The sequence below is a fragment of the Clostridioides sp. ES-S-0006-03 genome (assembly GCF_020662275.1).
Taxonomy (GTDB): Bacteria; Bacillota; Clostridia; order Peptostreptococcales; family Peptostreptococcaceae; genus Clostridioides.
Window position 1 is genome coordinate 425601 of record NZ_JADGMM010000002.1, and the last position, 16034, is coordinate 441634.

A 16034-nucleotide genomic window follows, 5' to 3' on the forward strand; every position below is an offset into this window, starting at 1 on the left:
GTTACAAATATTAATTTTCTTCATAATAATCATGAGATTTTGCAAAACTTATAGCATCCAATACTTTTTGTTCTATATTGTAATATCTAGCTACATTAAGTACCTCATTATAATGTTCTTTTTCATTCTCATTATAGAAAATGTAATAGTCTAGAGCTTCTTGAATAAAACTATACTCGCTATCATACCTTATCATATCACAAATTGTTCTTGCAGGATTTGTTATCCAAACACCTTTTCTAACTTCTTCTACATAAGATAAATCTAACTTTTTAACAGGATACACTGTAAAATAATCTGTATCAATCTCTTTATCTATAAAAGCAGATTGAGCTATTATATGATTGTCTGGAAAATTAGTTATTCCTAATAAGCTTCCTGCATATTCTCCACATAGTACAACATTATTGAAAGAGTTTCTTATTACTCCTGTAAAGTCCACCTATCATTCCTCCAAACATAATTTTTATTTGATTTTGATGCTATAAAAGTGTGTATTGGAACTATAAAATTGCTTACTCTTTTATAAACAGTTGCAAACTCAGGCTTAGATTCAATACCTCTTAATCTATTATATCCATGCTCTAAAGTATTAAAATTCTCTAATTGGAACATGTACATTTTTTCTGATATATTTTTATATTTATCTATATACAATCTTACTAAATCATTGCTATTATAACCTTTTAAATAACTTAATGAATATATATCAAATAAATCTTTTAACCTTCTATTAATTTGTTTACTCTCACAAGCATGTATTTTGTCAACCAATATTAATTCTGGTGTATATCCATTAATTGTAACTAATCCACCTAGTGAATATTTCTCTGAGTCTAAAGTAGACCACTTAAAATTCACATCTATACTGAATCTGGTTATTAATTCAGCAGCTCTATAAACACCTATGGTTACACTTTCATTTTTAGTAGCTTCACTTGTTGTTATTTCTTTTATAACTTTATATATTACTTTAAATCTACTATACTGAGAGCAAGCTATTATATCTTTTTTGAAATTAAGCCATTTATTATAATCAGTTCCATGTATATCTATATCTTTTGTTAGTCTTCTATTACCATAATTATATTTTTTAAATGCACATAATAATGTTATTCCACCTTTAAAAATCATATCATTAAAACTATTGCTATGACTCATACAATAGATAAAGTCCTCTATATAATCTAGTGTGCTATTATTATCATGAAAATTGTTACTATTACTCCACTTATTATTAATCAACAGTATCATTTCCTCCTTTCTCTAACTATATTTATATTATAACAAAAATATTAATACGTATCAATACGTATTAATATTTTAGGAATTTATTTTTATTTAGTAATAAGTGTCCTTTCTTCTATGCTTTAAATAATTTTTTATGAATTTATAAAATTGTTTTTTAATTAAATTTTCTATGTTAGTTATACAATTTGAAAGCTTTGTTTTTTTTATATAATGACTTTGTATTAAAGCTGTTTTTTTATCAACTCCGCATATATACATAATTTCATAAATATTTGTGATATTACAATATAACAAAATTATATCTGGACATAAAAGATATTGTGTAAAAATCTCGGCTTCTAATTCAAGTAATTTACTTCTAGAATTTAACTTTACAATACTTGCCTTTTTAGTGTGACCTAGTACTATATGGGCTATTTCATGTGTAAGTGTCCAATGAACAGAGTAAAAAGAGTAGTTGTTATTATAACAAATTATATGTTTATTATCTTTTTCACTCCAAAAAGCAAAGCCTTGACAGTCGTATTTCTCTATTATAAAATCAATATCTTTTTTTATTACTTTTGAGAATTCTATATATGTATAAACCTTGAAGTCATCAGAATTACTGATAATCTCAAGGGGACAAACTGGGTAAAGTCATTATCTTTTTATCTAAAATAAATTTGTAAGCCGATTGCCTTAAATAATCTTGCACTAATCCTTATTAACTGCTTTATCAGAGAAAGAAAAGAAATATTTTTTTATTACATTTCTTTCATCTTTTGATAGTTTTAAGTAATTTCTAAATATATCAATATCTGACTCATCTAGGTTATATTCTATTGCAACTTGTTGAAGTATGTCATCATGTTCTACAAGCATGTTTCCTGTTCCAGTTCGCAACCATTCATCATTAATATTAAATTCAAAACAAGTAATTTTAATAATTTTATCTGTTACATTTCTATAACCTTTTTCAATATTTGATAGATAATTTTGTGCTATTGTAAGTCTTGACCCAAAATCTTTTTGTGAAAGATTAAAATACAGTCTAACAAGCTTAAGTCTTTCATTTATATCTGTTTTTATAAACATATCACCAGAGCCAAATCTAAGCCAATCTTCACTTACATTAAATTCAGAACAAATTTTAGATATGTGAATGTCTTTTGGAGTTCTTGTCCCAATTTCCCACATAGCTAAAGTAGACTTTCCAACTTCAATTTTTTCACTAAAATCTCTTTGACTTAAATTTAATTCATTTCTTAATAATTTAATTTGTTCATTAATTTTTTTATTCATTAAATTTATCCTTTCAGATAGGTGTTATTTTCTTATTAATCATTTGAGAAATGATGTGAGTCAGATAATTCTTGAAGGTTTTCTATATTTTCATTTCTGGTAATGAAAGATGTTGCACTATTTTCCACACAGTTGTCTCTGGAATCAGTATATAATTCTTTTGATTTGTTATTTTTTACTAAATTTCTAATAAATATTGAATCAACAATTTGATTGACAATTTCTTTTTCTGATGATGATAATATTCTATATTTTTTTAATAAAATTTTTTCTTCTTTAGATAAATAACTATGTTCATTTGATGGTTCAATGCTTTTATTTTCAATTCCCTTAGTAATCCAAATTGAGTTAACAGTAAGAGCTTTTGCAATTGATTCTAAAACAGGTAATTTTAACTGACTTATTTCTCCTTTTTCATATCTTTGTATAGTAGAAGTTGCAACACCTACACGGTCAGCTACATCTTTTAACGTTAGACCTATATTTTCTCTAGCATCTTTTATCCTTTTTCCAATATCTTTATTTTTGTTTAAATCTTCTGTTCTTTCTATTTCAACATCACAACCCATCAACCAGGCTTCATTTACATTAAGAGCTTTTGCTATTTTATATATATTATCTTGTTTAGGTTTGTATTTACCAGAAATATACGAACTTAATGCACTTTTTGGTATTCCCGATTTTTTAACCAAATCACTTTGTGTCATGTTTCTTAATTCTAATCCATTTTTTATTCTTTTTGATACAATATTCAATATTACACCTCTATAATATAATTATTTTTGAGAGAATTATCAGCATTATCATATAAATTTATTGTTTCTTCTATATTTTCAGTATTGCCATTTTGAGAAGCTGATTGTTGAGCATTTTCTTCGATATATTCACTTCTATAGTCTTGATACAATTCATCATCTTCTAATATTGTATCAACAAGTGAGTATACATATTTTTTTATTACTTTTTTTTGTTCTCCAGTTAAATTTAAATAACTTTCAAGTATTTTTACATCTAAATTATCGAGATTATATTTATTAGAAAGCTCAGATATTATTGTATTATCATTTTCTATAAAAATATCACCAATTCCATGTCTTAGCCATTTTTTATTTACATTATATTTTTCACATATTAAAGAAAAATTTCTATCAGTAAGATTTCGTACACCTGTTTCTATTTGACCAACTGTAGCTTGCTTTAAGCCTATTTTACTACCAAAATCTGATTGGTTTAAATTAAGATATTTTCTGAGTTCTCTAACTCTTGTGTTTGGATTCATTTTATCATCTTCAAATGAATTTTCTGATTCAATACTTTCATTTGGTGCTTTATCTTTTCCAACAAGAACATCCAATGACATATTAAGTGCATCAGCAATTAAAATAGCATTTGAAATAGCAGGACTTTTTTTACCTTTTATATAGTCTGACATTAATGATGTTTGTATGCCAGTCATTCGGCATAAGTCGGCTTGTTTAAGTTGTTTTTTTTCTAGTATGTTTCTCAAATTTGTGGAAAAATCCATGTTATCACCTCAAAACAATATTAACATTTCTAAAATATAAATTATTTTTTGTAAGTTTCTTCTGATGAATCATAAAGTTCAGTTAGTTCTGATATATTTTCAGTATTACCATTTCTTGCAGCAGACTGCTGTGCATTTTCTTCGATATTTTCACTTCTGTAATCTTGATACAATTCATCATCTTTTAGTATTGTGTCAACTAATGAGTATACATATTTTTTTATTGCTTTTCTTTGTTCTACAGAAAGATTTAGATAACTTTCAAGTATTTTTACATCTAAATTATCAAGTTTATATTTATTAGATAGTTCAGAAATTATTGTATTATCATTTTCTATAAAAATATCACCTTTTCCATGTCTTAACCAATTTTCATTAACTGAAAATTCCCTGCAAATATCTGATATAACTCTATCCGTTACTTTCACTCTATCTATTTCAAGACTTCCTAAATTAGAACGGGATATGTTAATTTTTTTTGAAAAGTCTTCTTGGGTCAATTTTAATACATCTTTTCTTAATTCCTTTATTCTTTTATAAATAGGCATTTATTTAGTCACCTCCTAGGAGGATTATAACATATAGAAAAAAGTGTGTAAAGCACAATGATATGGCAAAAAATGGTTGACAAGCACAAAATATAGTTGTAAAATGTGATTAAAACACAAAACAAAGTGGAGGTGTTGAATATGAATAAAGTTATTGAAAATAAAACTCAAAAACTAATTGAAACAAAAGGAAGCTCAACAAATGAATTTCTTAGTAAAAAAATTGATAGTGATGATTTAATGAAAGAAATTGTAAAAATGCCATACGAAGAAAGAGTAAAAATGTTTTACATAATAAAAGGTGCAAATATTACAAATGGTTCAGATGTATCAATCATGTAATGGAAATAAAGAATCGAGGTGATAGAAATGGATGAAAAAAAAATTGAAAATCAAACAAAAACAGATAAAGAAGTATTAGAAAGACTTATACAAGAAATGAGTATCTTAGAAGAAAAAGCTACTCCAAATGTAAAAGAAATTATTAATATGAAAATTGAACTTTCAAAAGAGATAAGAAGCTTAATAGAATTGCATAGAAAAATAAAATAATAATATAAAAAGAAATAAATTTATGGGGAGAAAAAGATGGAAGAGAAAAAAGAAGTAATAACTTTAAAAGTGAGTATAGAAATAGATGAGGAACTTCTAAATCAGAAAATGATTAAAATTAAAGGCTTGTATGAAGAACTTAAAAATGAATTGAACTCATTTTCTGATTTGATAAAAGCTAGATAAGAGGTGATAAAAATTGAAAAACTGTTTGTTACTGTTGCACAATCAAGACACTTAGGTACGATTATACCTTTGTGTCTAATTTTTACCTTCTAAGGCGAAAACAACTTGTGTAAGATAAACAATTTTGGGTTGTGGCAAAATTGTAAACAAGCAATGTAGGAATGCATACACATACATTGCTTGTTGGTATTGTGTGGATTATTTTTTATCATCCATACCTAGTGATTTTTTTACACTATCTAATGAATTGGCAAAAGCTAAAAGAGCAGCCACTTCATCATCTGGCATCTTTTGAATTTTTTTAAGAAACTCTATTTTAGCAGCAGAAAGTGATGGTGTGGAATTTTTCTCGCCTTCTCCAGTTATTATCCACTGTACAGAGTATCCATAAGTTTCTTCTATGAGTTTGGCTAATGTATCTGAGATATTTAATTTTTTTTCATTTACTAACTGATTAACATAGTTTGCACTTACACCTAAAGTTGATGCAAAATCTACCTGTTTAATATTCCGTTCAGATAATATAATTTTTATTCGTTCACCTAGTGTCATTGCTTTCACCTCAATTCTAAAATAAATCATAACATAAAAATACAACTAAGTCAAATAAAAAACATACTTGACATTTGACTTAGTTAAATATATGCTTTGATTAAGTCAAAGAAAGGAGGAAAAATATGAATACTAAGTTAGATAATAGAGAAGCTTTAAGTAAAATAGCAGAAAAATTAAATGAAAGTGATATGAAGCAAATATTGGCTTTTTTAGCAAGGAGCGTAGCCGCCCCGGAACGGGGCGCTCATCGGTGATTGGGGTGTGTACCCCAACAAGCGAAAGCACAAGGGTGTGTACCGTTGTGCCCTGCTTGCCACTATTGAATCGGGGTTACTTCTTCTCCTGAAGTTCAGCTAATTTTCTGATTTGCTCAAGAGCGTAATCTTGAAACTCTGGGCGTAAATTTTTGAAGATGCTCAAAGCCTCGTCTAGCCTGGCTGTATCAGCGGGGTCACTGTCAAACATTTCCCCCTCGCCGGTTTCTAACCAATGTTGATTTACTCTATAAAGCTGGCAAATATGGCGAAGAAGGAGTTCCTTTGGATGTACGCGGTCATATTCCAAGTTGCTTATCACATCCCGGCTAACCCCTAGCTTCTCGCCAAACTCGCGCTGTGATAACTTTAGAGCCTTGCGCACGGCTTTAATTCTGTTGGGCAAGTGATTTACCTCCTTCCAAAAGGATAAATCTATATTACAACACAAATAAGAAATTGTCAACACAAAAATTATTGCAATTTAGTGTTGACAACTCGAATTAACTGTGCTATATTGAGTTTACAACACATGAGAAGAAAGGAGGTTGAGGATATGACACAAAACAGAGAAGATGTGAGAAGACTTGCGGAGTTAAACTCTCTTTTCTTGACTTTGAACAATAAAGGTCAAGAAAGCGTCTTGACAGTTTTAAGGTCGTTGGATTTTGCACAGTCTGTTATGTGCCAACCGGCACCAACAGAGCAGTCCCGCAAACCGCCTAAAAACCATACCACGTAGTACATAATCCCTCATAACTTCCCGCAAGCACTCACAAGGCAGTTTCGGAAGTTGGGCACCAATCGGGCACCATTTCAAGGCATTTTACTACCAGCTGGAAAAGAAAAAGCCCGTGTTCATGCAGGTTTGCGGGACTTTGGAGGCTATGGAAAGATGGAAAAAGTATCTACTGTAAAGGATTGTATGAAGAACTTAAAAATGAATTGAACTCATTTTCTGATTTGATAAAAGTTAGATAAGGAGTGATAGAAACATGAATGATTTAGATGTAGAAATAAAAATAAATGAATTAGAAAAATATGGTTACTTTAGAGTAGATAAAGATTACATGTTACAAAATATAAATAAAAAAAGTGCTTTATATAGAAAGCATGTTGAAGAATATCCAAATGTAAATTTTAAAAAAGAACTTTTAATTGCAATGAAGTGTGAAGGAAATTTTTATTTTTATTCAAGAGAATTTATAGAAAAAAATAGTGTTTCTGAAATACTAGAAAGTACTAAAAAGCAATTTGTAAGATAAATTAATAAAATATTAAAAAATGGGGGAATACATATGTCAAAACCATATGAAAAAGTTGAATTTAAAGGCGAAATGAATATGGATTACTTTTGTAAAGGATTAGCAAGAGCAAAGGAAATGATGATAAAAAGACTTTTTGACGTAGATTTAGAAATAAAGTGTACATATAGAAAGAAAACAGAGGAAGAAATGAAAGCTGAAAAAGAGAAGAAGCTAGAGAAGGAAGTAATTTAATTGAAATTTAATAATTATGTAAACAAAAAGTGTCTTATAATTCGCAGTTATAAGACACTTTACAAAATAACTTTGTTGTCAAAGCTATAAAATCATATCTACTTTTTATTATAGCAGATAAGACAATAGAGTTCAATAAATACGCCAAAATGGAGCGATTAACGAGCTTGTAATAGGTATTAACATTATAACGATATAAAGTATCTATACAAATATATAACACTAGATACTAATATATAGATGCTAATAAAAGACTGAATGAGGTACTGCTATGAAAAGTTTTATAAGAGAGAAAAAGATATATTGTAATGACTATTTAGAGGTAGATATAATACCAAGAACAGATGTACAAACAAAAGGTAAGAGAGGCAAAAGAGAATACATATCTAAACCAAAGCAAAAGAATTTGAATGATAAAAATGCTAAAAGGTATTTTACACAATCAGTTAATACAAATTTTAATAATAAAGACTTAGTTATACATTCTACATATGCACCAGAATATCTTCCAGAAACATTAGAAGAAGCTGAAAAAGAGGTTAGAAACTACATAAGAAGGATTGATTATAAAAGAAAGAAAGAAGGGCTTGAACCAGTAAAATATATGCTTATAACAGAATTTGGAGAAAAGAAAGATGGAACTAAAAGAGTTCACCACCACATTATTATGAATGGTGGATTAGATAGGCATATAATAGAAAGCCTTTGGTCTAAAAAGCAAAAAGGTAGAAAAGAAGGCGAAAAACTTGGATGGATAAATACACATAGGCTTCAACCTAATGAATATGGATTACAGAATCTATGTAATTATTTGATGAAAGACCCAAAAGGTAAAAAGCGATGGAGTTCTTCTCGAAATTTAAAGAAACCTTTTCAAGTTTGTAATGATAGTCGATACAGTAAAAGAAAAGTAATGGATATAGTAAGAAATGATTTAGACAATAGAATGTTTTGGGAAAAACAGTATAAAGGTTACATATTTACAGAGTGTAAAGCTAGTTTTAATGAGATAACAGGAGTTAGCTTGTATATAAAAATGCGAAGGCTAAAATGAGGTGATTACATGTATTTAAGAGTATGTAAGTTCTGCAAAAAGAAGTTTGAAACAAATGTGTATTTAAAAAAATATTGTTCTTATGTTTGTAAAAATAAATTCAAAAAAGAAAAAAGAAATCAGAAAGAAGGTAATAAGAATGAGTGATAAGCTATCAAAAGAATTTAAAGAAATGGCATTAAAACAGAAACAATCTTTACCTCTTGAAGCAAAAATAATATTAACCAAAAGGAGACTTAAAGAATGGTATGAGTATTGGGAAGGTGATATTTATATAAGTTTTAGTGGGGGGAAGGACAGTACTGTTCTTTTAGATATTGCTAGACAAATGTACCCTAACGTAGAAGCTGTATTCTGTAATACTGGTTTAGAATATCCAGAGATTAAAGAGTTTGTAAAAACAAAAGAAAATGTAACAATAATAAAACCTAAAATAAATTTTAAGAAGGTCATATCAAAATATGGTTATCCAGTTATAAGCAAAGAACAAAGTCATTACATATCTAAAGTTAGAAATACCAAGAGCGAAGTGATAAAAAATAAACATTTAAATGGAATTAATAAGGATGGAAGTAAGAGTCAATTTGTTATCTCAAAAAAATGGAAATACATGATAGATGCCCCTTTTGAAATTAGTGATAAATGTTGTGAAATTATGAAAAAAACACCTTTTAAGGAATATGAGAAAAAGACAGGTAAAAAAGCAGTTATAGGAACTATGACACAAGAAAGTAATTTAAGAAAAAGAAACTATTTGGAACAAGGCTGCAATGCTTTTGGAAGAGATAGACCAGTTTCTACACCTTTAGCATTTTGGACAGAACAGGATATATTGAAATATATATATATATATAAATTGATGATTTCTAAAGCCTATGGTGAGGTTAAAAAAGAAATAGAATCTAATTTAATAGAAGAAATAGAAACATATAAGACTACCTTATGTAAGCGTACAGGATGCATTTTCTGTATTTATGGATGTCATTTAGAAAAAGAACCTAACAGATTTCAAATGTTAAAAAAGACACATCCTAATTTATATAAATATTGTATGGAAGAATTAAAACTAAGAAAAGTATTAGATTATATGAAATTGAAAAGTGAATAGGGGTGTAATAAGAATGAATAAAGAAATAGATGCGATATGTGCCAAGGCTGGAGAGTATATTTGCAAAATATGTAAATTTAATAATACTTGTAGAGTTGAGAATAAAAATGGGTGTATGTGTGGTCATTTTGAAGTAAAGAGCAAGATAGAAAAAATACTAGAAAAAGGTAATTTTATAACTGCCATGGATTTTAAATTAAAAAATATAACTATGAAAGAAATTGAATCTTACTGTGAAGAAAATAATAAAAAAATAGAAAATTGTGGATGGGGAAAAGAACAAATAATAATCTTTATAGATAAAGAGAGGGTAAAAGCTAATGACTAATAAGGAGAAAATAAAAGGCTTTATTTTGGTTGATTTATGTCAAGAAGATTATAGTAAACGAAGAGGTAAAAATGCTTATTATACAGGTAAAAAACACACTTTTAATTATGATTTATACCCTGTGATAGCAAAGGATATAAATAGAGCAAAAATATATAGAACTAAGAAAGAAGCTAAGAGAGAACTTGATACATTAAATAAAAAGTGTATTCATAATTATTTTGAAATTGTTAGCTTCAAAAAATCTATTAAAAATATGAGTAATAAAGAAATGCTAGAATTTATATCTATGAAAGAAAATAAAGCGTATAAAAAGTATTCTAAAGAAATTTGTAATATATGCAAAAGTATAAAATTTAATTGTGAAAGTCTTTATTGTGAAGAAGCTTGTAGCGATTGGTTAAAAGAAAACGCATGGGGTAAAAAAGGGGTGGTAAAAAATGATTTACAAGGATAAAAGACTGTTATCAAAATTATTAAAAATAATTTTAAATAAAGAGAGAAAGATACAAATATTAGAAAAAGAATTAGAAGCTTACAAAGAACTCGCAGCAGAAGGAGAATTTAATTTTTATTTTGCAGAAGAAGATGGTGAATATCATATAGAACTTTATAACCTCAACGAAAATTTTGGGGAGTTTTCAAGAGATGTTATATTAACTAGAAGAGCTTTACAAAAAGAGCTAGAAAAAGAAAAAAATTTCAAAGGAAAAATATTTAAACGAACAAAAGAGTCAACTATATATGACAATATAGATTATATTATAAAAAATAACATGTTTGTTAATATGAAAGATTGTTTTTTGGAAGGTATTGATACAAGTATATTAGAAAAGGTTTGTGGAGCTGATAAAGAATATGAAGTCATAACAACTATAAAAGGAGAGAGTTTTATAATTTTTAAAGATAAATATTAAATAAAAATAAAGAGAAGGTGATAAAAATGACTAATGAAGAATTTGAAAAAATAGAAGAAATATATCGTAGATACAAAGAGTTAATTAGTACAAAAGAAGAAGCAAAAGAAATAAAAGAAATTATTGAAAGTAATGATGTTTCAAATTTTAGAATGATAAGCTTTGATTTTGGCTGGGATGAAAATTTAGAATTTAGTGTTAGCGAAGAAACAAGAAATTATATAAAAAAAGAAGTTATAAATATGCTAGAAAAAGTAATTCAAGATTGCAGTGAAAAAATAGAAGCTATTAAGATACCAAGAAATTAAAAAAGATAAAGTAATCTATTTTAATTAATAATTAAGCGATAAATTATAATATAAAATTCCTTGTAGGAAAAAAGGAGCATAAAATATGGATGATAAAAAACTACAACAAAGATATAAAAATAAAGTTGCTAATGCACAAGGTCAACACTTTGAAAATTACATAAATTCAGCTTGTATAATTTATAGAAATGATAATAGAGCTGAAATAGATAAGACACCAGAACCATTTAGAGTATTAAGCAAAGATAAAACAGGGAAATTTACAGGTAGATTTATAGCTAATGCACAGCCAGATTTTAAAGGTGCTTTAAAGACTGGTATGTGTATATGCTTTGAAGCTAAATACACGCTTAAAGATAATATAAAAAGAAGCGTTTTAACAAATACACAGTTAGAAACATTAGATAGATATTACCACATGGGAGCGATAACAGGGGTTTGTATAGGTATACAAGATAGATTTTACTTTATACCTTTTCTTGTATGGAAAAATATGAAAAATTGTTTTGGTAGACAATATGTAAAACAAGAGGATATAAAAAGATTTGAAGTAAAATTTTTCAATGGAGCTGTATTGTTTTTAGACTATATAACTAAAGACGAGAAAATATTAAATGAAAATTATAGCTTATTAAGAAAAAAAATTGAAAATGGAATAGATGATAGTATTAAAAAAGTGAGGGGATAAAATGTTTTTAAACTTATATACTAAAAAAGATTTTGATGAAATAAAAGCAGAATATGAAATAGCTATTGGTAGAATAGAAGAACTAAAAGATAAATGTTCAAAGAAAGAAAAAATAATTTCAGACTTAGAAAATAAAAACGCTGCACTACATACAGAAAAAATGTCTTTAAAAATTAGATATGAAAATGACCAAAATATAAAAAAAGGGATGGAAGCTGGAGCTGGAATTTTAAGAAAAGAAATAGAAAGATTAAAAGAAGAAAATGAGATTTTGAAAAAAACAATAGAAACTTTTAACAATAAAGTCAAAGAAATAGAATTAAAATTTAAAAAGATGCTAAATAGTAAAATAACTAGACTTGAAGCTATAAAAGCAAGAACGAAGAGGTTTAGAAAAAAGAAAAAAATAGAAAAAATTATTGAGGAACTAGAATTAAAAAGTTTCTTAGAATAAAAAAGGTTGATTATTATGTTATTAGCCAATAAAAATAAAATAATACAGCTTGCAAGTAAAATAGTAGAACTATACAATGTTGAAGATTTAGAAGCAACAATAAAAGCTATACAGTACTTAGAAAAGTTGGAAGTAAATGGAGTTGTACAAGAAGAAGAATATAACAAGCTTCTAAAATTGATTGAAAAATAATATAAGGAGCTGAAAGTCTATGGAAAAGAAAGTAATAAATTATTTTGTAGATTGTATAAAGAAAAATAAAACTAGGATATTGATAGAAAAAGATAATAAGTACTATATATCAGATGGTGCATGTGTTTTTATAGTAGATAAAAATGAAATGGTATTAAATCCCAAGTTATTTGAAACTAACAGTAAGAAGTCTCAGATAATAATGGATAACATAAAAAAAGATAGCTATAGAGAATTGTTATTAAAATATTATATACCAATAAGAGAGCTTGTTTATCATAAATATATATGTGAAGATTTTGCAATTTACCTTGATGAAAACTATATAAAACTTTTTGGGAAATTTGATAAGGTAGAAGGAATAGACAATAACTCTCTTGTTCGCATATCTATAAAGGGGCATATAATAGGCTACTTATTACCAGTAAGGACAACGGAAAATTTTTAGTACTAAAAATAAAAGAAAGAAGGTAAAGTTATGAAAATCATATCTATTTTAAGTTTTAAAGGTGGCACAGGTAAAACAATAACAAGTGCAAATATGGCAGATATTTTATCTGTAGTACATAAGAAAAAGGTGTTGTTAATTGATGCAGATAAACAAGGTAATTTATCACAATACTTCTCAAAATTTGAGGAAAGAGGAAAAGGTACAGCAGAAATGTTGCTTGAAGATAATGCAAACATACATGAATACATATGTAAGACTGAAAATAAAAATATAGATATTATAACTAGTAATATGTATTTATATCAAGCTGATAGAATGTTATTTGATAGTGATAGAGATAAATTTAGTATATTAAAAAGATTGCTAGAAAAAGTTAAAAATGAATATAATTTTTGCATAATTGACAATGCACCAAGTGCAGATATAGTAACAATCAATTCTTTGGTAGCATCAGATGAAGTAATTATAACAGTAAGAGCAGATAAATTTTCTCTTAAAGGAATAAAAGAATTACTGGAACAAATAGAAAATGCTAAACATGTAAATAAAAAATTAAAATTTAAAGGGTGTATAATAACACATTATCAAAACAATGATGTAAATAATCAATTTATAACTTTGCTACAGAATATCTGCAAAGTATTTGAAACTGTAATAAGATTAAATAAAAATGTAGCTGAAAGTACATTTTATCAAAAAACAATAATGAGATATAACAAAAGATGTGGTGCGACAATAGACTATAAAAAGTTAGTTAATGAGTATCTAAATATAGAATAAAAAAATGTGTCCGAATTGGACACATAGAAAGGAAAAGTAAAATGGCTTTTAATATGTTTGAAGCAATTAATAATAGCAATAATAGAAAACTAGAAAATAGCAATCAAAATATTGAAAATGAAAAAACAGAAATAAAAAATATAAGTGTTTATGACTTAGTACCATCCGAAGAAAATTTTTATTCTGTTGAGGATATAGAAGATTTAAAATCTTCTATAGAAATGTTTGGAATAAAACAAAGCTTATTAGTAAAAGAAAATAAAGATAATAAATATACAATAATAGCAGGTCATAGGAGAAGATTAGCAGTATTAAAGCTATTAGAAGAAAGCAAAGAAAATGAAAGATTTGAAATGATACCTTGTATGATAGAAAAAGTAACTGGAATAAGGGCGAAGATTTTATTAATAACAACCAATTCAACTGCAAGAGAATTAACAGATTTTGAAAAAATGAAGCAGGCAGTAGAAATGAAGAAGTTATTAGAAGAGCTAAGAGCAGAAGAAGATATAAAAGGTAAAACTAGGGATTTAGTTGCTAAAATGTTAAATACATCAGCTGGTCAAATAGCAAGGTTAGAGAACATATCTAAGAAGTTAATGCCGAATTTTAAAAATGAGTTTGAGAAAGAAAATATAAATGTATCTACAGCATACGAATTATCAAGACTAGAAGAAGCTGAACAACAAAGTTTATTTGAAGAATATAAAGATAAAGGAAGTTTAAGTATCAAGGATGTTACAGAAAAATCAGAAGAGAAAAAAAGTGAAATAAATGAATTGGAAACTTATGAAATTGAAGAGGATGAAAATGAAGTTGAAGAAATTGAAAATATAATTAGTTTTCCAACTGCAACAATAGAAGATGAAAAAGAAGAAGGAAAAGTTTTTAAAACAATTTTTGAAATACTAAAGGATATGAAGATTAGAAAATTCGCAGAGTTTATTTGTTCTCAATGTAATGTAACTGGAACATTTTGTGATTTTGCGATGGAATGTAATGATAAAAATGGAAAAGGGTGTGTTGATATATGCATAAAGTGGTTAAAGGTGGAAGCACAAGAAAAGAAGTAGATATAAGACATAATAAAAGTGGATACTTAGATAGTACAGCGTATGAAGCTATAAAAAAAGTTGACAAAGAGAAACAAGAAGTTAATGTATTGATTGAATTAATTAAAAAAATGGCTAAGATAGCAGGTTTTGAGATAGTAGGAAGAATAGAACTTAGAAATAAAAAAACAGGCGTTCTATATAAATAAAATATTCTTTGGTGGGTGATAAAAATGGATATATGTAATGATTGTTTTCATTTTAAACATTATAGAGGTATGGAAATTGGAAGATGTAATAAAAAAGAAAAAGTAGTATATGATAAAGCAAATATATGTGGATTTTATAAAAGTAGATTACAAAATCTAAATATTGAGGAATTATTGAGTGAAATAGAACGATGGTCAAATGAAAAAAAGAATAGTTATGTAATATGGTTTGCTGAACATGACAGTATACAGCTTGATATAGTTCAAGACATTAATAGACCTAATAATCCAGAGGATGATGTACTTATAGAAGAATACATTGAAAATAACTATGGTTATGTAAAATATGAAGTTATTGATTTAGATACGATAGAAAAAGTTGAATTATAAAAACAGGAGGAGTAATAAAATGGATAAAGATGTTTGGCTATATAGTTGGGATGATGAATATTTTGCAAGTGATGAATACGAAAGTAAAGAGGAAGCTATTGAAGCAGCTAAGGAAGAACTTAAAAGGTTTGGGGAGTTTGGTAGATTGGTTTATGTTGGGAAAAAAGAAGAGGTTAATATACCTAACATAGATGCAGAAAAAGCGTTAGAGCGTGTTCAAGATAGAATTGATGATGAATTTGGATGGTATGGTGAAGATTGGTTTGAAAATATACATGTTGAAGATATATTGATACTAGAGAATAGAATAAGCGAAGTATTTAAAAAATGGATAGATGAATTTGGATACAAGCCATATTGGTTTGTTGTCACAGATACAAAAGAAATAGAACTAAATGAGGTTATTAATGAAGGTGATAGAAGAAGTAGTGGAGTTGATAATAATTAGA

The 16034-nt window shown here is 27.1% G+C and carries 31 protein-coding genes; 22 read left to right on the plus strand and 9 right to left on the minus strand.

Going from position 1 to position 16034, the window contains the following annotated elements; genetic code table 11:
- Positions 1–10: 10 nt before the first annotated feature.
- The 7 genes from IR151_RS04165 to IR151_RS04195 all read right to left on the minus strand — a co-directional run bounded on the left by IR151_RS04165 (position 11) and on the right by IR151_RS04195 (position 4608).
- Positions 11–442, minus strand: coding sequence for a hypothetical protein (locus IR151_RS04165; RefSeq protein WP_054277937.1), 432 nt, complete (start codon positions 440–442; stop codon positions 11–13).
- The gene (locus tag IR151_RS04170; protein WP_227433258.1) at positions 424–1245 is read right to left on the minus strand and encodes a nucleotidyl transferase AbiEii/AbiGii toxin family protein; all 822 of its coding nucleotides are present in this window, start codon (positions 1243–1245) and stop codon (positions 424–426) included. Before IR151_RS04170 ends, IR151_RS04165 begins: the two co-directional genes overlap by 19 nt.
- A 96-nt stretch (positions 1246–1341) precedes the next feature.
- The gene (locus tag IR151_RS20370) at positions 1342–1866 is read right to left on the minus strand and encodes an ImmA/IrrE family metallo-endopeptidase (RefSeq protein WP_413927347.1); all 525 of its coding nucleotides are present in this window, start codon (positions 1864–1866) and stop codon (positions 1342–1344) included.
- Between the two features lie 81 nt (positions 1867–1947).
- A complete protein-coding gene (locus tag IR151_RS04180) occupies positions 1948–2535 on the minus strand; it encodes a helix-turn-helix transcriptional regulator (protein ID WP_227433259.1) in 588 nt (195 codons plus the stop codon).
- Positions 2536–2570: 35 nt separating this feature from the next.
- The gene (locus tag IR151_RS04185) at positions 2571–3290 is read right to left on the minus strand and encodes a helix-turn-helix domain-containing protein (protein WP_227433260.1); all 720 of its coding nucleotides are present in this window, start codon (positions 3288–3290) and stop codon (positions 2571–2573) included.
- A 2-nt stretch (positions 3291–3292) separates the two neighbouring features.
- Entirely contained in the window at positions 3293–4060 is a 768-nt protein-coding gene (locus IR151_RS04190; RefSeq protein WP_227433261.1) for a helix-turn-helix domain-containing protein, read from the minus strand.
- A 41-nt stretch (positions 4061–4101) separates the two neighbouring features.
- Positions 4102–4608 (minus strand): helix-turn-helix domain-containing protein, encoded by a 507-nt coding sequence (locus tag IR151_RS04195; RefSeq protein ID WP_227433262.1) that lies wholly within the window; start codon positions 4606–4608, stop codon positions 4102–4104.
- A gap of 141 nt (positions 4609–4749) precedes the next feature.
- Here IR151_RS04195 and IR151_RS04200 point away from each other — a divergent pair, with 141 nt between their 5' ends.
- From IR151_RS04200 to IR151_RS04210, 3 genes are read left to right on the plus strand one after another with little or no spacing between them, the layout of a single operon-like run.
- The gene (locus IR151_RS04200) at positions 4750–4950 is read left to right on the plus strand and encodes a hypothetical protein (protein ID WP_227433263.1); all 201 of its coding nucleotides are present in this window, start codon (positions 4750–4752) and stop codon (positions 4948–4950) included.
- A 27-nt stretch (positions 4951–4977) separates the two neighbouring features.
- On the plus strand, positions 4978–5160 hold the full coding sequence (locus IR151_RS04205) for a hypothetical protein (RefSeq protein WP_227433264.1): 183 nt from the start codon (positions 4978–4980) through the stop codon (positions 5158–5160).
- Positions 5161–5196: 36 nt separating this feature from the next.
- Positions 5197–5346, plus strand: coding sequence for a hypothetical protein (locus tag IR151_RS04210; protein ID WP_227433265.1), 150 nt, complete (start codon positions 5197–5199; stop codon positions 5344–5346).
- 198 nt (positions 5347–5544) lie between these two features.
- Here IR151_RS04210 and IR151_RS04215 read toward each other — a convergent pair whose 3' ends face one another.
- Positions 5545–5898 carry a helix-turn-helix domain-containing protein gene (locus tag IR151_RS04215; RefSeq protein WP_227433266.1) on the minus strand — a complete coding sequence of 118 codons (354 nt, stop codon included), beginning with the start codon at positions 5896–5898 and terminating at the stop codon, positions 5545–5547.
- Positions 5899–6023: 125 nt separating this feature from the next.
- On the opposite strand from IR151_RS04215, the gene IR151_RS20105 reads away from it, so the two are divergent.
- The gene (locus IR151_RS20105) at positions 6024–6155 is read left to right on the plus strand and encodes a hypothetical protein (protein ID WP_255621474.1); all 132 of its coding nucleotides are present in this window, start codon (positions 6024–6026) and stop codon (positions 6153–6155) included.
- A 76-nt stretch (positions 6156–6231) separates the two neighbouring features.
- Here the strand turns inward: IR151_RS20105 and IR151_RS04220 are convergent, their stop codons facing one another.
- Positions 6232–6561, minus strand: coding sequence for a helix-turn-helix domain-containing protein (locus IR151_RS04220; RefSeq protein ID WP_227433267.1), 330 nt, complete (start codon positions 6559–6561; stop codon positions 6232–6234).
- Between the two features lie 387 nt (positions 6562–6948).
- On the opposite strand from IR151_RS04220, the gene IR151_RS04225 reads away from it, so the two are divergent.
- From IR151_RS04225 to IR151_RS04310, 18 genes are all read left to right on the plus strand, one after another.
- Positions 6949–7104: a hypothetical protein gene (locus tag IR151_RS04225; protein WP_227433268.1), complete on the plus strand. Its 156-nt coding sequence runs from the start codon at positions 6949–6951 to the stop codon at positions 7102–7104.
- A gap of 46 nt (positions 7105–7150) precedes the next feature.
- Positions 7151–7420 carry a hypothetical protein gene (locus IR151_RS04230; protein WP_227433269.1) on the plus strand — a complete coding sequence of 90 codons (270 nt, stop codon included), beginning with the start codon at positions 7151–7153 and terminating at the stop codon, positions 7418–7420.
- A 33-nt stretch (positions 7421–7453) separates the two neighbouring features.
- Entirely contained in the window at positions 7454–7654 is a 201-nt protein-coding gene (locus IR151_RS04235) for a hypothetical protein (RefSeq protein WP_021393851.1), read from the plus strand.
- Between the two features lie 271 nt (positions 7655–7925).
- Positions 7926–8708: a hypothetical protein gene (locus tag IR151_RS04240; protein ID WP_227433270.1), complete on the plus strand. Its 783-nt coding sequence runs from the start codon at positions 7926–7928 to the stop codon at positions 8706–8708.
- A gap of 139 nt (positions 8709–8847) precedes the next feature.
- On the plus strand, positions 8848–9816 hold the full coding sequence (locus tag IR151_RS04245) for a phosphoadenosine phosphosulfate reductase family protein (protein ID WP_227433271.1): 969 nt from the start codon (positions 8848–8850) through the stop codon (positions 9814–9816).
- Positions 9817–9829: 13 nt separating this feature from the next.
- Positions 9830–10144 carry a hypothetical protein gene (locus IR151_RS04250; RefSeq protein ID WP_227433272.1) on the plus strand — a complete coding sequence of 105 codons (315 nt, stop codon included), beginning with the start codon at positions 9830–9832 and terminating at the stop codon, positions 10142–10144.
- Positions 10137–10601, plus strand: a complete 465-nt coding sequence (locus IR151_RS04255; RefSeq protein WP_227433273.1) for a hypothetical protein — start codon at positions 10137–10139, stop codon at positions 10599–10601. Before IR151_RS04250 ends, IR151_RS04255 begins: the two co-directional genes overlap by 8 nt.
- On the plus strand, positions 10585–11061 hold the full coding sequence (locus IR151_RS04260; protein ID WP_227433274.1) for a hypothetical protein: 477 nt from the start codon (positions 10585–10587) through the stop codon (positions 11059–11061). Before IR151_RS04255 ends, IR151_RS04260 begins: the two co-directional genes overlap by 17 nt.
- Positions 11062–11087: 26 nt before the next feature.
- The gene (locus tag IR151_RS04265; protein WP_095897439.1) at positions 11088–11369 is read left to right on the plus strand and encodes a hypothetical protein; all 282 of its coding nucleotides are present in this window, start codon (positions 11088–11090) and stop codon (positions 11367–11369) included.
- Positions 11370–11454: 85 nt separating this feature from the next.
- Positions 11455–12057, plus strand: a complete 603-nt coding sequence (locus tag IR151_RS04270; protein ID WP_227433275.1) for a Holliday junction resolvase RecU — start codon at positions 11455–11457, stop codon at positions 12055–12057.
- 1 nt (position 12058) lies between these two features.
- Entirely contained in the window at positions 12059–12511 is a 453-nt protein-coding gene (locus IR151_RS04275; protein WP_227433276.1) for a hypothetical protein, read from the plus strand.
- Positions 12512–12526: 15 nt separating this feature from the next.
- Positions 12527–12703, plus strand: coding sequence for a hypothetical protein (locus tag IR151_RS04280; RefSeq protein WP_227433277.1), 177 nt, complete (start codon positions 12527–12529; stop codon positions 12701–12703).
- 19 nt (positions 12704–12722) lie between these two features.
- Complete coding sequence (locus IR151_RS04285) at positions 12723–13151, plus strand: hypothetical protein (RefSeq protein WP_021382686.1); 429 nt, start codon at positions 12723–12725, stop codon at positions 13149–13151.
- Between the two features lie 30 nt (positions 13152–13181).
- Complete coding sequence (locus tag IR151_RS04290) at positions 13182–13934, plus strand: ParA family protein (protein WP_227433278.1); 753 nt, start codon at positions 13182–13184, stop codon at positions 13932–13934.
- Positions 13935–13975: 41 nt separating this feature from the next.
- Entirely contained in the window at positions 13976–15007 is a 1032-nt protein-coding gene (locus tag IR151_RS04295; protein ID WP_227433279.1) for a ParB N-terminal domain-containing protein, read from the plus strand.
- Positions 14965–15195: a hypothetical protein gene (locus tag IR151_RS04300; RefSeq protein ID WP_227433280.1), complete on the plus strand. Its 231-nt coding sequence runs from the start codon at positions 14965–14967 to the stop codon at positions 15193–15195. The genes IR151_RS04295 and IR151_RS04300 overlap by 43 nt, the downstream gene beginning before the upstream one ends.
- Positions 15196–15219: 24 nt before the next feature.
- Complete coding sequence (locus IR151_RS04305) at positions 15220–15585, plus strand: hypothetical protein (RefSeq protein ID WP_227433281.1); 366 nt, start codon at positions 15220–15222, stop codon at positions 15583–15585.
- 19 nt (positions 15586–15604) lie between these two features.
- Positions 15605–16033 (plus strand): hypothetical protein, encoded by a 429-nt coding sequence (locus tag IR151_RS04310; RefSeq protein ID WP_227433282.1) that lies wholly within the window; start codon positions 15605–15607, stop codon positions 16031–16033.
- The last annotated feature ends 1 nt before the right edge of the window (position 16034 follow it).

Excerpts from the sequence above, each read along its gene's own strand:
- IR151_RS04310 (WP_227433282.1), top strand. The coding sequence starts at position 15,605 with ATGGATAAAGATGTTTGGCTATATAGTTGGGATGATGAATATTTTGCA.
- IR151_RS04285 (WP_021382686.1), top strand. The coding sequence starts at position 12,723 with ATGGAAAAGAAAGTAATAAATTATTTTGTAGATTGTATAAAGAAAAAT.
- IR151_RS04180 (WP_227433259.1), bottom strand. The coding sequence starts at position 2,535 with ATGAATAAAAAAATTAATGAACAAATTAAATTATTAAGAAATGAATTA.
- IR151_RS04215 (WP_227433266.1), bottom strand. The coding sequence starts at position 5,898 with ATGACACTAGGTGAACGAATAAAAATTATATTATCTGAACGGAATATT.
- IR151_RS04270 (WP_227433275.1), top strand. The coding sequence starts at position 11,455 with ATGGATGATAAAAAACTACAACAAAGATATAAAAATAAAGTTGCTAAT.
- IR151_RS04210 (WP_227433265.1), top strand. The coding sequence starts at position 5,197 with ATGGAAGAGAAAAAAGAAGTAATAACTTTAAAAGTGAGTATAGAAATA.
- IR151_RS04280 (WP_227433277.1), top strand. The coding sequence starts at position 12,527 with ATGTTATTAGCCAATAAAAATAAAATAATACAGCTTGCAAGTAAAATA.
- IR151_RS04295 (WP_227433279.1), top strand. The coding sequence starts at position 13,976 with ATGGCTTTTAATATGTTTGAAGCAATTAATAATAGCAATAATAGAAAA.
- IR151_RS04255 (WP_227433273.1), top strand. The coding sequence starts at position 10,137 with ATGACTAATAAGGAGAAAATAAAAGGCTTTATTTTGGTTGATTTATGT.
- IR151_RS04190 (WP_227433261.1), bottom strand. The coding sequence starts at position 4,060 with ATGGATTTTTCCACAAATTTGAGAAACATACTAGAAAAAAAACAACTT.
- IR151_RS04195 (WP_227433262.1), bottom strand. The coding sequence starts at position 4,608 with ATGCCTATTTATAAAAGAATAAAGGAATTAAGAAAAGATGTATTAAAA.
- IR151_RS20105 (WP_255621474.1), top strand. The coding sequence starts at position 6,024 with ATGAATACTAAGTTAGATAATAGAGAAGCTTTAAGTAAAATAGCAGAA.
- IR151_RS04200 (WP_227433263.1), top strand. The coding sequence starts at position 4,750 with ATGAATAAAGTTATTGAAAATAAAACTCAAAAACTAATTGAAACAAAA.
- IR151_RS04230 (WP_227433269.1), top strand. The coding sequence starts at position 7,151 with ATGAATGATTTAGATGTAGAAATAAAAATAAATGAATTAGAAAAATAT.
- IR151_RS04260 (WP_227433274.1), top strand. The coding sequence starts at position 10,585 with ATGATTTACAAGGATAAAAGACTGTTATCAAAATTATTAAAAATAATT.
- IR151_RS04305 (WP_227433281.1), top strand. The coding sequence starts at position 15,220 with ATGGATATATGTAATGATTGTTTTCATTTTAAACATTATAGAGGTATG.
- IR151_RS04265 (WP_095897439.1), top strand. The coding sequence starts at position 11,088 with ATGACTAATGAAGAATTTGAAAAAATAGAAGAAATATATCGTAGATAC.
- IR151_RS04235 (WP_021393851.1), top strand. The coding sequence starts at position 7,454 with ATGTCAAAACCATATGAAAAAGTTGAATTTAAAGGCGAAATGAATATG.
- IR151_RS04250 (WP_227433272.1), top strand. The coding sequence starts at position 9,830 with ATGAATAAAGAAATAGATGCGATATGTGCCAAGGCTGGAGAGTATATT.
- IR151_RS04240 (WP_227433270.1), top strand. The coding sequence starts at position 7,926 with ATGAAAAGTTTTATAAGAGAGAAAAAGATATATTGTAATGACTATTTA.
- IR151_RS04275 (WP_227433276.1), top strand. The coding sequence starts at position 12,059 with ATGTTTTTAAACTTATATACTAAAAAAGATTTTGATGAAATAAAAGCA.
- IR151_RS04300 (WP_227433280.1), top strand. The coding sequence starts at position 14,965 with ATGCATAAAGTGGTTAAAGGTGGAAGCACAAGAAAAGAAGTAGATATA.
- IR151_RS04290 (WP_227433278.1), top strand. The coding sequence starts at position 13,182 with ATGAAAATCATATCTATTTTAAGTTTTAAAGGTGGCACAGGTAAAACA.
- IR151_RS04205 (WP_227433264.1), top strand. The coding sequence starts at position 4,978 with ATGGATGAAAAAAAAATTGAAAATCAAACAAAAACAGATAAAGAAGTA.
- IR151_RS04245 (WP_227433271.1), top strand. The coding sequence starts at position 8,848 with ATGAGTGATAAGCTATCAAAAGAATTTAAAGAAATGGCATTAAAACAG.